This is a genomic window from Streptosporangium sp. G11 (assembly GCF_051192615.1).
GTDB lineage: Bacteria > Actinomycetota > Actinomycetes > Streptosporangiales > Streptosporangiaceae > Streptosporangium.
In genome coordinates, this window is record NZ_JBPJUQ010000031.1 from 45,261 (window position 1) to 58,857 (window position 13,597).

The following is a 13,597-nucleotide window of genomic DNA, read 5'->3' on the forward strand; positions in this document are numbered from 1 at the left end:
TAAGGTGCCCGGGACCGTCCGATCCTCGGATGTCATGGAAAAGCTCACCGGACACTCCGGGCGTCGCATACGGTCATGTGAGATTCACCCCGGGATGTTCCACCACCTCCGGAGCCCGCCCCTGATGACTGTGCTCGTGCCCGCCCCCCCGGCTCCGCTCGTACTCCCCCGCCTCGGGGTCCTGCTGCGGCACGCCGCCCCCAGGGTGTTCGAGAGCATGATCCTTCCCGTTCTCGTCTTCTACGTCGCGCTGATCTTCACCAACGCGAACGTCGCGCTGGCGGTGGCCGCGGCCTGGGTCTACGGCGGCGTCGCCCTGCGGCTGGTCAGGGGCGGAGAGGCGCCCGGCACGCTGCTGCTGGCGGCGGGCACGATCACCGTCAGGGTGGTGCTGACGGTGGCGACGGGCAACCCCATCGTGTTCTTCCTGCAGCCCTGCCTCGGGGTGTTCTGCGTGAGCATGGGCTTCCTGCTCACCGCGCCGCTGCAGAGGCCGCTGATCCGGCGGGTGGTGGCCGATCTCGTTCCGCTGCCCGACCAGGTGATGGAGCACCCGCGGATGCGCCGCTTCTTCGTGTCGCAGTCGGTGCTGTGGGGCTGCGCGCAACTGCTGAACGGGGCGCTGAGCCTGTGGTTGCTGCTCAGCCAGACCCTGGAGACCTATCTCCTCGTGCGCACCTCCGCGGTCGCGGTGCTGCTCGGCGGCGTGGGGCTGATCTCGGTGCTCAGCCTCAGGCACTGCCTGCGGAGGCTGGAGACGCGAGGGACGGAGATCCGGGAGCCGGTGACACCGGACCTGAGGACGCGGGAGCCGTAGGGCGCAGGCGCATGCCGGGGCCGGGCACCGGGGTGACCTCTTTCGGGCCGGACACCTCGTGCCCTTCGGCGCAGCGGAAGTGCTGCTCGACCGGGGCGCCGCAGCCGCGGTGGGTGATGCGCACCGGCGGCCCCTCGTGGTCGCTGAGATAGCGGTCGCCCCACTGCATCAGGGCCACCAGGGTCGGATAGAGGTCGAGGCCCATCTGGGTCAGCCGGTATTCGTCGCGCTGCCGCTGGCCGGGCTCGCGGTAGGGGACCTTGCGCAGCAGTCCCTCCTCCACCAGCCGGGTCAGCCGGGCGCTGAGCACCTGTCTGGGCGCTCCCGTGGCGGCCTGCATGTCGGCGAAGCGCCGCACGCCGCCGAACGCCTCGCGCAACACCAGGAACGTCCACTTCTCGCCGACGACGCCCAGGGCGCGTTCGATGGAGCAGTTGTCCAGCCGTAGGGGCAGGTTGCCGGGAGCCGCCTCATTCATGTGCGAATCGTAAGTCGCCATCGCAGCACCTCCAACGTTCACCTAAGTCTAGTTGACATACTCAGGTGTCCTGCGAGACTCTGAGTCCATGATGCGAACTCAGCTGGTGTCGCCGGACGGCGCCCCGGCGCCGGGGAACGTCCCGGTCGTGTACGGGAACGTCGCGGCCGGGTGCGGGGGCGCCTCGGGGGCGTCCGGAGACGTCATGGCCGTATCCGGGGGCGTCGCGGCGGTGCCCGGGACCGCCGTCGAGATCCGGCCCGCACGGCCGGACGACGAGGAGGGGATCCGTCGCTTCATCGGGGGACTGTCGTCTCGCACGCAGGCGCGGAGGTTCTTCGCCGGGATGAGCCGCCCGAGCGCGAGCTTCGTCAGGACGCTGCTCGCGGTGGACGAGCGGCGCGACGCCCTGCTCGCCGTGCACGGGAACCTTCTCGTCGGGCACGCGATGAGCTACCGGGGTGAGGAGACCGACGTCGAGATCGCCGTGGTGGTGGGCGACGAGTGGCAGGGGATGGGCCTCGGCTCCCGGCTCGTCCGTACGCTGATGCGCCGCGCGGAGACCAGGGGGGCGAGGACGGTGGGGATGGACGTGCTCGGGGACAACCGCAAGGTCCTGTCGATGGTCCGCAGGGCATGGCCGGAGGCGACCATGCGCGTCTCCTCCGGCACGGTCGAGGTGACCGCGAAGGTTCTCCGCTGAACGACATCCGGGCCGGTTCCCGCGCCGCCGTACCCGGGTTCACCGGGTGGAGGCTCCGGGCCGAAGGCGTGCCGGGCACCGCTCCGGCGCCTCGCGGGAGCCGTGCGGACCGGACGTCCGAAGCGGCGACGCGGTCCCGTGAGCAAGGCGGTACGATCGACGTGGTCCAAGCTGTTTCCCGAGCGGTTTGCGGAACAAGGTTCTGTTGCTCCACCATGGGATCCGTGAAGACCGCCAAGAACGGACGCGACGGCCGCACCAGGATCGTCGAGGGTGCCCTGCGCCGATTCAGCCAGGACGGGGTCTCGGCCACCACGCTGGCCAGCCTCCGTGAGGAGAGCGGCGTCAGCGTCGGCAGCTTCTACCACCACTTCGCCAGCAAGGAACACGTCTTCGGCGTCCTGTACGCCGAGACCCTGCGCATGTACCAAGACGCGTTCCTCGCCGAGCTGCAGCGCCACGAGAGCGCGCGGGGAGGCATCGAGGCCATCGTCGCGCTGCACATGTCCTGGTGCGGTGAGCACCGCGAGCGAGCCCACCTGCTGATCAGCGAGCGGCCGCCCAGGCGTGACGAGCCGGGCGGCACCGAGGTGTCGGAGTCGCGCAGGGCGTTCTTCAGGAAGGTCTCCGACTGGTGGCGCCCGCACATGAAGGACGGCCTGCTCCAGCCCGTCCACCCGACGATGTGCTACGTGCTCTGGCTGGGACCGGCCAACGAGATGTGCCGTCTGTGGTTCGCCGGCGCGCACCAGCCCACCCCCGACGAGATCGGCGGCCTCTGCGAGGCGGCCTGGCAGGGCCTGCGGCAGCGGAGCTCCTGATCGGCCGCCCTCGACCGCCCTGGTCCGCCCGCTCTGATCGGCGTCACCGAACGCTGTGACGCGTCGAACGTCCTGATCGTCGCTCGGCCGTCGTCCCCGTCCGACCGCCCTGACCATCCTGCCCGTTCTTACCGTCGCCCGTTCGGCCGACGTCACTGATACTCCGGCCCGGATCACGGGGGCTTTTCCGGGCCGGAGTGGTCTCAGTGCGCTCCCACCAGCTGACGCGTCCGCGTCGACACCCGCCAGACGTCCTCGGCCAGCGAGATGTCCAACCGCAGGTCCTGACGTCGGCGCCGCAGGCCGGGCACCAGCACCCGGTCGGAGACGTCGAACCTGCCGCGCCGGGCGTAGCCGAACCCCAGCTCTCCGGGAAAGACCCGTAACTCATCCTGATTGCCGCACCGCGGGCAGGTCCAGGCGACCAGATCCTTGCCACGGTGGTAGTCGTGGCAGGCGCGGAAATATTCGTCAGGATGAAAACGGGACTCGCAGGCGAAACAGGGGATCAGCATCATGGATCCTTTGGAGCGTGTGGTGCGGCTACCAAGAAGTACCGCTTTCCACTTGAAGTCCGCTTGCAGAACGCTTACCCGATGGGTAACAGTCTCATCACCGGGAGCGTTCGGACGCGCCCGGTGCGAGGATTGCCCGGTGAACGATCTGCTTGGCCGGCTCAGGGGGCTCCTGCTCGACACCGGCTACACCATCGACGGCGTGCGCGAGCGTCTCGGCGACGTCGCCGCCACCGCGCTCTCCCGCGAGGAGACGGTGCCCGCCCTGCGCGTCACCGCCGACGGCGACCCGCTCGCCTCCCTGATCCGGCTGTGGTGGCTCGGCGCCTCCGTGGAGACGCGAGGGGTGCCGGCGGGCCTTCCTGTGGAGGAACTCGCCGCCGCGGGCCTGGTGACCGTCGAGGGCGGCCGGGTCACCTCGGCGGTCCACCTGCAACCCTGGGAGACCGGCGGCGCCGGTGGTTACGTCGTCTCCGACCGCAAGGTCAGGCCCGGCGACCCGGCCCTGCGCCCGGACCACGTCGTCGGCGCGGGCGGCGCCTCGGCCAACCTGGCCCAGCTGGCCTCCCGCCGCCCCGTCGGGCGTGCCCTGGACCTGGGTACCGGGTGCGGGGTGCAGGTCCTCCACCTGGACGGCAGGGCCGAGGAGATCACGGCCACCGACGTCAATCCGCGCGCGCTGGAGCTGGCCCGTCTCAGCTGGGCACTGTCCGGGATCACCGGCGTCGACGCCCGGCCGGGTTCCCTGTTCGACCCCGTCGAGGACGACCGTTTCGACCTGATCGTCGCCAACCCGCCGTTCGTGATCTCCCCGGCCGGCCGGTTCACCTACCGCGAGTCGGGTTTCCACGCCGACGACTTCTGCCGCGACCTCGTACGGCGGGCGCCCCGCCACCTCGCCCCCGGCGGCACCTGTCACCTGCTGGCCAACTGGCTGCACGTCGACGGAGAGGACTGGCGCGACCGGGTGGGCGGCTGGCTCACCGGGACCGGCTGCGACGGCTGGGTGGTGCAGCGCGACGTCCAGGATCCCGCCGAGTACGTCGAGCTGTGGCTGAGGGACGCCGCCGAGCAGGGCACCCCGCGCTACCGCGACCTCTACGACGACTGGCTCGGCTGGTTCGAGGCCGAGAACGTCACCGGGATCGGCTTCGGCTGGATCACGCTGAACGACTCCGGGAGCCTCGACCCGGTCGTGCGGGTGGAGGAGTACGGACGGCCGGTGGAGCTGCCGGTCGGCGGATACGTGGACGAGGTGCTCGGCGCGATCACCACGGCGCACCGGCTGACCGACGCCGAGCTGCTCGGCTCCAGGCTCGCGGTGGCCGAGGGGGTGCTGGAGGAGCGGGTCGGCCCGCCGGGCGCCGAGGACCCATCGCGGATCGTGCTGAGGCAGACCGGCGGGCTGCGCCGCAGCGCGGTGGTCGGGACGGTGGAGGCCGCCCTCGCCGGGGTCTGCGACGGCGACTATCCACTGGATCCACTGCTCGCCGCGATCGCGGAACTGACCGGTGAGGACCACGACGACCTGCGGACAAAGGCTCCCGGCGCCCTCCGTCCACTGATTGCCGAAGGGTTTTTCCACATATCCACAGGGTGACTGTCCACAGGCTGTGGATATCGTCGCTATCGCTTGTTAATCAGATGGCAAACGCCACGGGAGAAGCTCTGGTCGTGGGGCACGGACCCGGGGGGTGAAGGGTCCGTGCCACGTCCGGCCGACCGTCACAGTGAGGCGGCCGACCCGCGAGCGACGCACCGGATGACCGGGCCCCCTACGCGTCGCCCGGGTCAGACGGCCGGCCGGACCTCCACGCCCATCCCGAGTCGCGGGACCTGACTTCGAGGAGAATGCCGGTGATCAACCACGTCTGGATGACGCGTCTCGACGACGACCTGTACGACGGGCTGGGATCAGCTGTCGACCTGGTCGCGCTCCAGCAGAAGACGCAGATCCTCGGCCTCGGGCGCCCCGAGCCTGCCGAACAGGTCGTGAGCGCGTTCGAGGCAGTCGCGGCCCCGCTCGGCACTGCCGAGACCGTTGAGCGCCTTGCCTAACACCCACAGGGCCTGCGCCTCGCCGTACGGGTGGCTGATCTCCCGGCTCACGGTGAGCGCCTGCTCCGCGTGACGGGCCGCGTCCGTGAAGCGGCCCGCGTTGATGAACGTCTCGGCCAGCCGGGAGCAGACCCGCTGCTCCCAGACCCGCTGCTTGCTGGCCCTGAAGAAGGCGAGGCACTCGGCGTGGTGGTGGACAGCCTCGTTCAGCCGGCCGACCCGAGACAGGATCATCCCCAGGTGGTAACGGGCCCTGGCGGTGCCCGCGCTGGAGCCCATCTCGATGAACAGTGCCAATCCGTGCTCGGCGGCGGCGATCGCCTCCTTCGGCTGCTCCAGGAACAGGTGGTCGCGGGCCGAGTAACTGAGCGTCAGCGCCTCCCCGCCCCGCGCCCCGACCTCCCTGAACGCCTCGCGCGCCGAGCCGAACCAGGCCAGGGCCTCCGTGTGACGGCGACGGCGCCCGGCCACGACGGCCAGCGCGTTGAGCGCCTCACCGGTGACGACGCGGTCGCCTCCGGCCGACAGCTCCAGCGACGTACGGAACTCCTCCTCCGCCTCGGCCAGCCGGTTGGCGCCGAACAGCACCCTTCCGAGCACGTAGCGGCAGCGCAGCTCGCTGGAGGTGGCGCCGAGCCGTCGCGCGACGGCCAGCATCTCCCGCGTCCGGCTCTCGAACTCGCGGACGTGGCTCCCCGACTCCAGCAGCGGCTCCATGGCGAGCAGCAGGTCGGCCCCCGGCAGCAGCTCGTCGGCCTCCTCCGCGCAGGTCACCTGGGCGATCGACGCGAACAGCGACTCCGCCTCCACCGACAGCCAGGCCACCGCCTCGTCGGCGGAGACGAAGGCGTGACCGGTCCCGGTGACTCCCAGCCGGTCGGCCATCGTGCTGCCCTCGTAGGCGAGGCGGTGCGCCGAGCGCGCGGACGCCAGGTAGAAGTCGAGCAGCCGGCGCAGCGCCGCCTCGCCCTCCCCGCCGATGGTCACGCTCACCCCGGACCCGCGCCGCTCTCCCCGCTTCACCTCGCCCGCGGCACAGCTCTCCTGCGCCGCGTTCTCGGTCCGTTCCGCGACGCGGCGGGCGAAGAGTTTGAGCAGGTCGTGGAAGCGGTAGCGGCCGGAGGCCGGAGCTTCGAGCAGGCTGGTGTCCACCAGGGACTCAAGGAGATCCTCGGTGTCCATCGGGTCCAGCGCGAGCAGCGCGGAGGCGGCCCCGATCGAGATGTCCGGGCCCCCGGGCAGGGAGAGCAGCCGGAACGCGCGTGCCTGGGCGGGGTTGAGCTGGCCGTACCCGAGGGCGAAGGTCGCCTCCACCGCGAGGTTGCCCACGCGCATCTCGTCCAGGCGGCGGCGCTCGTCGGCCAGGCGGGGCACCAGGGAGGCGACCGTCCAGGACGGCCTGGCGGCCAGGCGTGCCGCCACGATCCGTACCGCGAGCGGCAGGAAACCGCAGGCGGCGACCACGTCCATGGCGACGGCGCGTTCGGCCTCCACCCTCTCCATGCCGGCGACGATGCCGAACAGCGCGAGGGCCTCGTCCGGCTCCATGACGTCCAGGTCGATCAGCCTGGCCGAGGCCAGGTCGGCGAGCTTGCCCCGGCTGGTCACGATGGCCGCGCACCCGGCCGAGCCGGGGAGCAGCTGGCCCACCTGGGCGGCGTCGCGGGCGTTGTCCAGCAGCACGAGCATCCGCCGGTCGGCCAGGAGCGAGCGGAAAAGCGCCGACCGCTCGGCCAGGCCGTCGGGGATGGCGTCGGCGGGCAGGCCGAGCCCGCGCAGGAAGGCCGCCAGCACCGACTCGGGCGCGGTCGGCTCCTCGCCGTACCCGCGCAGGTCGGCGTAGAGCTGGCCGTCGGGGAACAGGTCGTGCATGGCGTGGGCGACGTGCACGGCCAGGGCCGTCTTGCCCACGCCGCCGATACCGGAGATGGCCGCCACCGGCACGCCCTCGGAGCCGTCCTGGGCCGACAGCAGCGTGCGCAGCCGCGCGATGATCTGGCGGCGGCCGGTGAAGTCGTTCACGGCGGCGGGAAGCTGCGCCGGTCGCGGCAGCTCCGGGGTCATCGCCGCCGCCCGCGCCTCCGACGCCTTCGCGGGCTCCGGGCCCGGGTCGGGGAGGTTCGCGCCGGAGCCTTCCCGCGCGGCCTTTTCCGCGACCTCGGTGACCTCGGTGACCTCGGCGGGCGCGGGCCGCGGCGACGGGCGGGCCGGGGCCGGTGTGAGGGCCGGGTCGCCGGTGAGGATGCGCCGGTGCATGCTCGTCAGGTCGGAGCCCGGTTCGATGCCCAGCTCCTCGATCAGCGTGGCGCGGGTGTCGGCGAAGGCCGCCAGCGCCTCCGCCTTACGCCCGCACCGGTAGTAGGCCAGCATCAGCTGGGCTCTGAGCCGCTCGCGCAGCGGGTGGTCGCCGGTCAGCGCGATCAGCTCGGACAGGACGTCGGCGTGCCTGCCCAGCTCCAGGTCCAGGTCCATCAGGACCTCCAGCACGCTCATCCGGCGCTCGGCGAGCCGCCCGCGCTGGTGCTCGGCGTACGGGCCGACGGCCCCGGCGAGCGGCTCTCCGGTGTACAGCGCCAGGCTCGCGCGCAGGCTCTCCGCGGCCCGCGCCAGGTCGCCCTCGCGGCGCGCCGCCTCGGCCTCCTGGGTGCCGCGCTCGAAGAGGAGCAGGTCGAGGGAGCCGCCGTTCAGCCGCAGCGCGTACCCCCTGCCGACGGAGGTGAGCAGCTCGGGGCGGGTGCGCGGGGACCTGCCGGGCTCCAGCACCGCGCGCAGCCGGGAGACGTAGGTGCGCAGGGCACCGAGCGCGCGGGGAGGGGCGTCGTCCCCCCAGATCGCGTCGATCATCTCGGCCGGCGTGACCGCCCGGCCCTCCCTGAGCAGGAGCATCGCCAGGATGGAACGTTGCAGCGGGGTGCCCAGATCGAGCTCGGAACCGTCGCGCCATGCCTGGACAGGACCGAGCACGGCGAACCGCAATCCGTCTCCGCTGCCCTGAACAGCCATTTCTTGAATCTCCGCCCAACGGGAAGTTTTATGGCCAAATGATAGATCCTCCCTTGCTTACCCCGTAGGTAGAGGCTTGCTTGTTCGCCGAGACGTTGATTACACGTCAATCGGCTGTTGAGTCCTGCGCCCAATGCTGGGTGCTGTCGGGCATGGCCCCATACGGGGGCGGCCATGCCCGACATGTCAGTGGATTGCAGGTATGGATAAAGGCGCTGTAAGCGCGATGCAGGCACAGGCGCCTATCAATGAGCCATGGCTCCTCCGAAAGACGGGAGCCGCACCCCTCAAGGAGAGAACCACCATGCGCCGCTCGATCAGCAAACTTCTCGGTCTCGCCGCCGCCACCGCCGTCATCGCCATCGGTGTCCCCGCCCTCGCCTCCCCCGCCTCCGCGGCCACCGCCGCCGCCCCCGCCGCCGCCTCGAGCGGTTACGACGAGGAGTCCTGGGGCTACTACTACTCCAAGTACTACGACGACTCCCGCGCCAGCGCCAGGGGCAGCGTCTGGACCGACGAGGACGACCGCCTCCACGTCCAGGGCAGGCTCTACGACAAGCACTCGCCGAACTGGCTCTGCGGCTACGCCCAGTTCAAGTTCGAGACCCACGACGGCGACGAGAACTACTCCTGGGCGCGCAAGTGTGGCAACAGCGGCTACCAGCGCTTCCACTACGTCGCGGACGAGATCGACAACCTGCAGGTCAGGGTCTGCTACTGGGACCGGCACGACGCCAAGAAGACGCTGTGCGGCAAGTGGCGCTACATCTACGAGATCGAGTCCGACGAGGAGTGACCCCGGGGTCTCCGGCGGATCCGCCCGGTGGCCGTACGGTGACACCGATACGTGAACGTCCTCCCCTGACCCGGGACCTCCGTTCGACCCGCTGATCACGCGAGCCGCGACTCGTGTGCGGTGCCGGACGAACACCAGGCCCGCCCGAAATCTCGGGCGGGCCTTTTGTTCCATTAAGTGATTAAAGTGCTGTTTTTGATACGATGTGCTGTATATATATTGCTTGTAGCCTTTTATCCTTTTCGGCGGTTCGTTTCTCCTCGTATTCCCATACGTCCAGGTGCCCGTCTCACGCGGCCTCGGTCAGGCCCATCCGCGCGTGCATCCGTTCTCGGACGATCGGCCATTCGTCACTCAGGATCGAGTAGTACGCGGTATCTCGGACCGTGTCGTCGGCGCCTCGGCTCTCCGCCCGCCGCACACCGTCGAGGTGCGCGCCGAGGGCTTCGATGGCGGCCCGGGAACGTGCGTTCCGTATATCGGCCTTGAGGGTGATGCGGTGGACCTGCCAGGTCTCGAAGGCGAGGGAGAGCATCAGATACTTGCTCTCGCGGTTGATACCGGTTCCCTGCGCGGAGGCGGAGAGCCAGGTGTAACCGATGTCCGCCACGGACGGGACATCGCCCACCGCCCCACGAGCGCCCGGCGGCCAGGGCATGGGCCCCTGCCAGTACTCCAGGTGCATGAGACGGGTGGCACCGACCACGCGATCGGTGTGCAGCCACCGGATGGCGAAGGGCATCGTGCGGCCCTCCGCCTGCTCAGCCAGAGCGGCCTCCACGTAGGAGACCATCTCGTCCCGGCCATTGGGGACGCGAGTGAAGGCGTAGGTAGAACGGTCTTCACTCGCCGCGGCGACGAGGTCGTCGACGACCGCGAGGCTGAGCGGTTCCAGGCGCACGGAGCGCCCGGACAGGGTGACAAAAGCGAGCATGAGCACATGATGAGGGCTCTCTCCAGTGCTTGATACCAAACGACACGAGACATCTTGATGAGCATCGAGAGACGTACGTGGCCGATGGGCCCCGCGGCGAGAAACACCAGGTCGGAGCCGCTGGAGCCGCCCCGGAAGGCTCCGCCGCCCGAGCGGTCCTCGCGGGGGTGCGATCACCCCGTCGCGGGGGCCGTGACGAGCGGGACGCGCACGCGGGGCCGGAGTGCCCGCCGCGTCGCGCGCAAGCCCGCCAGAGCCTCGCTCAGATGATCCAGCGAGGCCGAGATCCAGGGCAGCTCCAGGGGGTCGGAGGCGTGCAGCGCGGCCAGCCGCGACCGCGTCGTCTCGCCGTACAGGAGGCTGGTCGCCACCCGCACCCGCAGGGCCGCCGGGTCGTCACCGAAGGCGTGGCCGGGAAGCACCCCGACGCCGTGCCGGTCGAGCAGGTGCGCGGCCAGGTCGGCGGAGGAGGCGAAGTCCAGGCCGGTGAAGTCGGGGTAGAGGTAGAAACCGCCCTGCGGCGCGTCCACCCGCACGCCCGCGCGGACGAACCGCTCGTACACCGCCCGCGCCACCGCGCCGTGCAGCTCGCGGCTCCGGCTCACCCGCTCGACGAGCTCCGGCGGCTCGGCGTAGGCGTACGCGGCCGCCTGCTGGACCGGTGCGGCGGGGCTGGACCAGATCTCGCTCGCCAACGCCAGGAGCCGGTCGCGCAGGGCCGGTGACGGGAGCCGGGCCACGCCGATCCGCCAGCCGCCCAGGGCGAGGCTCTTGCTGAGCCCGCTGGTGATCACGGTTCGCTCGGGAGCCACGTCGGCGGGGCTGAGGAAACCGGCGGCCGGGGAGTGGACCAGGTCGCGGTAGATCTCGTCGGAGATGATCGTCAGGTCGAGCTCGCGGGCGACCTCGGCGATCCGCCGGATCGTGGACGCCCCGGCCAGTGTGCCGCTGGGGTTGTCGGGAAGCGTGACCAGCAGCGAGCGCACGTCGCGTCCCTGGGTACGGGCGTGCCTGACCGCCGCCACCACGCGCTCGGGATCCGGCACCCCACCCTCGCCGGGGGGCGTCGGAACGAGCAGGGAACGCGCCCCGACCAGCTCGGCCTGAGCGGCGTAGCTGACCCAGCTCGGCATCGGCAGCACGATGTCGCCGCCGATGGCCCACAGCAGGCCGTACAGCAGGGGTTTGCTCCCGGGGCCGCAGACCACCAGGCCGGGGTCGGTGGGCAGGCCGCGCCGCGACCAGTAGCCGGCGGCCGCCTCGCGCAGCGCGGGCGCGCCGGCGACCGGCCCGTACCCGTTGAGCCCGGCCGCCGTGGCCAGTCGCTCGCGCAGGGCCGGATGAACGGGCAGGCCGGCCTCGCCGAAGGCCAGGTGCAGCACGCGCTCACCGGCTCGCCGTCTTCGCTCGATGTCCTCGTTGGCCGCCAGGGTGGCGGAAAGTGTGACGCTCATCGCGGTGCCCTCACCTTGTCGCGGAAACAGTGCGGAACGTTGTGGTGTGCCTCTCAGCCTGGTGGGATGGGGTGCATCAGGACAAGCTTCGGTTGTCGTGGGTGGGCGTAAGGAAAACTGATGCTTGATTTGCGGAGACTCGCCCTGATCTGTGAGTTCGCTCGCCGAGGCAGCATCGCGGCCACCGCGACCTCCCTGGGCTACAGCCCCTCGGCGGTCTCGCAGCAGCTGGCCGCGCTGGAGCGCCAGGCGGGAGCCGTGCTGATCGACAGGACCGCCAGGAGCGCGGAGCTGACCGACGCGGGGCGCCGCCTGGTCGAGCACGCCGAGCGCATCCTGGCCATGGTGGAGAGCGCCGAGTCCGACCTGTCGGCCCAGGCCGCGATTCCGTCCGGGCGGGTCACCGTGACCGCCTTCCCGACCGCCGCGGTGGCCTTCGCGCCCGCGCTCGCCAGGACGCTGCGGCGGCACGGCGAGCTCACCCTGCGGATGGGGCAGGGCCGCTCGGGGCGCGGGATGCGCGAGGTGCGGTCAGGCGAGGTGGACATCGCCCTGATCGACGACTGGCACGGCCGGATGCGCGAACCCGACACCATGCGGGTCTTCCCGCTGCTGCACGACCCGCTGGTGCTCGTGGTGCCGCGCAGGCACCGGCTCGCCTCCCCCGACGTTCCGGTCGACCTGTGGGAACTGCGTGACGAGCCCTGGATGGCCACCCCGGACGGCGAGCCCTCCCGGCTGGCGGTGGACCGGCTGATGGCCGACGTCGGCGGTCACCGGCCGGTGCCCTGGGAGTTCGAGGGACTGGGCACGATCATCGGCCTGGTCGCCAAGGGCATCGGCATCGCGGCCGTCCCCGCCCTGGCGCTGGCCGCCGGGGTGCGCGGCATCGCCGTCCGCCGGTTTCCCGGCCCGCCGGTGGGCCGGGTCGTGCACGCCGTCGCCCGATCGTCCAGCGTCCACCGCCCCGCCGTCTCCGTCACCCTCCGGGCCGTCCACGTCGCCGCCCGGCTCCTCGCCGCCGACCTGGAGGGGGTCGAGCCGGCGTCCAGGGAACGCCCGGATGCCCGGCCGGAGTTCGAGGGCCTGGTGGCCGGGGCGATGCCCGAAGGTCCGCGCCGGGATGACGCTTGAGCGGGGCGGGGCCTTGCCAGGGTGGTGCTTCGTCGGGGTGCTGGCCGGAAGGGACGATGCTTCGTCGGGGTGCTGGTCGACCGGGGTGGTGCTTTGTCGGGGTGCTGGTCGGTAGGGACGATGCTTCGTCGGGGTGCTGCTCGAGCGGGGTGGCGCCCGGAGGCTCGCGGCCCGGTAACGTCGGCACGTGCCTCCCACCTACGCGCTTGAGCGGTTGCTGAACGACGGCGGTTCCAAACTGGTCGCCGGGGTGGACGAGGTCGGGCGCGGAGCCTGGGCCGGTCCGGTGGCGGTCTGCGCCGTGGTCACCGACCTGTCGGAACCGCCCGCCGGGCTCACCGACTCGAAACTGCTCACCCCCGCCCGCCGCGTCGCCATGGTCTCCGAGATCACCGCCTGGGCGGCCGGAATCGGGTACGGGGAGGCGTCCCACGGGGAGATCGACGAGCTCGGGATGACCGAGGCCCTGCGCAGGGCGGCACGGAGGGCCCTGGCCGAGCTTCCCGTCCGGCCCGACGTGGTCGTTCTGGACGGGAAGCACGACTATCTGGGTGCGCCCTGGCCGGTCAGGTGCGAGGTCAAGGGCGACCTTTCCTGCGTCTCCGTGGCCGCGGCCTCCGTGATCGCCAAGGTCCGGCGGGACACCTACATGGCCTCGCTGGGTTGCGAGGAGTACGGGTTCGCCGACAACGCGGGCTATCCCTCGCCGGTCCACCAGGCGGCGCTGGCCGCCCTCGGCCCGACGGAGCATCACCGTCTGTCCTGGTCGTACCTGGACGACCTTCCTCGGTGGCGTCACCTCAAGAGGCATCGCAACCCGCTGGCCGGAGAGGGCCAGCTCGGGCTCTTCGGATAGACGCTCATCTCTGGAGACGCCTGCCCGG

The 13,597-nt window shown here is 71.3% G+C and carries 12 protein-coding genes; 7 read left to right on the forward strand and 5 right to left on the reverse strand.

The features are described from left to right. Positions 1 to 124 precede the first annotated feature (124 nt). Complete coding sequence (locus tag ACSDR0_RS26385; RefSeq protein ID WP_435291561.1) at positions 125 to 817, forward strand: VC0807 family protein; 693 nt, start codon at positions 125 to 127, stop codon at positions 815 to 817. Here ACSDR0_RS26385 and ACSDR0_RS26390 read toward each other — a convergent pair. After that, on the reverse strand, positions 732 to 1,295 hold the full coding sequence (locus ACSDR0_RS26390) for a winged helix-turn-helix transcriptional regulator (RefSeq protein WP_435291562.1): 564 nt from the start codon (positions 1,293 to 1,295) through the stop codon (positions 732 to 734). The genes ACSDR0_RS26385 and ACSDR0_RS26390 overlap by 86 nt on opposite strands. 88 nt (positions 1,296 to 1,383) lie before the next feature. On the opposite strand from ACSDR0_RS26390, the gene ACSDR0_RS26395 reads away from it, so the two are divergent. Both ACSDR0_RS26395 and ACSDR0_RS26400 read left to right on the forward strand, forming a co-directional pair. Further along, positions 1,384 to 1,998: a GNAT family N-acetyltransferase gene (locus tag ACSDR0_RS26395; RefSeq protein WP_435291563.1), complete on the forward strand. Its 615-nt coding sequence runs from the start codon at positions 1,384 to 1,386 to the stop codon at positions 1,996 to 1,998. Positions 1,999 to 2,213: 215 nt separating this feature from the next. Next, entirely contained in the window at positions 2,214 to 2,819 is a 606-nt protein-coding gene (locus ACSDR0_RS26400; protein WP_435291564.1) for a TetR/AcrR family transcriptional regulator, read from the forward strand. A 203-nt stretch (positions 2,820 to 3,022) separates the two neighbouring features. Here ACSDR0_RS26400 and ACSDR0_RS26405 read toward each other — a convergent pair whose 3' ends face one another. Then, entirely contained in the window at positions 3,023 to 3,334 is a 312-nt protein-coding gene (locus ACSDR0_RS26405; protein ID WP_435291565.1) for a hypothetical protein, read from the reverse strand. Between the two features lie 139 nt (positions 3,335 to 3,473). Between ACSDR0_RS26405 and ACSDR0_RS26410 the strand changes: the two genes are divergently transcribed. Then, a complete protein-coding gene (locus ACSDR0_RS26410) occupies positions 3,474 to 4,934 on the forward strand; it encodes a DUF7059 domain-containing protein (protein ID WP_435291566.1) in 1,461 nt (486 codons plus the stop codon). A gap of 314 nt (positions 4,935 to 5,248) precedes the next feature. Here the strand turns inward: ACSDR0_RS26410 and ACSDR0_RS26415 are convergent, their stop codons facing one another. After that, the gene (locus tag ACSDR0_RS26415) at positions 5,249 to 8,395 is read right to left on the reverse strand and encodes an AfsR/SARP family transcriptional regulator (protein ID WP_435291567.1); all 3,147 of its coding nucleotides are present in this window, start codon (positions 8,393 to 8,395) and stop codon (positions 5,249 to 5,251) included. 304 nt (positions 8,396 to 8,699) lie between these two features. Here ACSDR0_RS26415 and ACSDR0_RS26420 point away from each other — a divergent pair, with 304 nt between their 5' ends. Next, complete coding sequence (locus tag ACSDR0_RS26420) at positions 8,700 to 9,191, forward strand: hypothetical protein (protein WP_435291568.1); 492 nt, start codon at positions 8,700 to 8,702, stop codon at positions 9,189 to 9,191. A gap of 289 nt (positions 9,192 to 9,480) precedes the next feature. Here the strand turns inward: ACSDR0_RS26420 and ACSDR0_RS26425 are convergent, their stop codons facing one another. Together ACSDR0_RS26425 and ACSDR0_RS26430 are read right to left on the reverse strand one after the other, a co-directional pair. Further along, entirely contained in the window at positions 9,481 to 10,125 is a 645-nt protein-coding gene (locus ACSDR0_RS26425) for a GNAT family N-acetyltransferase (RefSeq protein WP_435291569.1), read from the reverse strand. Between the two features lie 173 nt (positions 10,126 to 10,298). Beyond that, positions 10,299 to 11,579, reverse strand: coding sequence for a pyridoxal phosphate-dependent aminotransferase (locus ACSDR0_RS26430; RefSeq protein WP_435291570.1), 1,281 nt, complete (start codon positions 11,577 to 11,579; stop codon positions 10,299 to 10,301). A 120-nt stretch (positions 11,580 to 11,699) separates the two neighbouring features. Between ACSDR0_RS26430 and ACSDR0_RS26435 the strand changes: the two genes are divergently transcribed. Continuing rightward, positions 11,700 to 12,713, forward strand: coding sequence for a LysR family transcriptional regulator (locus ACSDR0_RS26435; RefSeq protein ID WP_435291571.1), 1,014 nt, complete (start codon positions 11,700 to 11,702; stop codon positions 12,711 to 12,713). Positions 12,714 to 12,900: 187 nt separating this feature from the next. Next, a complete protein-coding gene (locus tag ACSDR0_RS26440) occupies positions 12,901 to 13,569 on the forward strand; it encodes a ribonuclease HII (protein WP_435291572.1) in 669 nt (222 codons plus the stop codon). Positions 13,570 to 13,597: the final 28 nt, after the last annotated feature.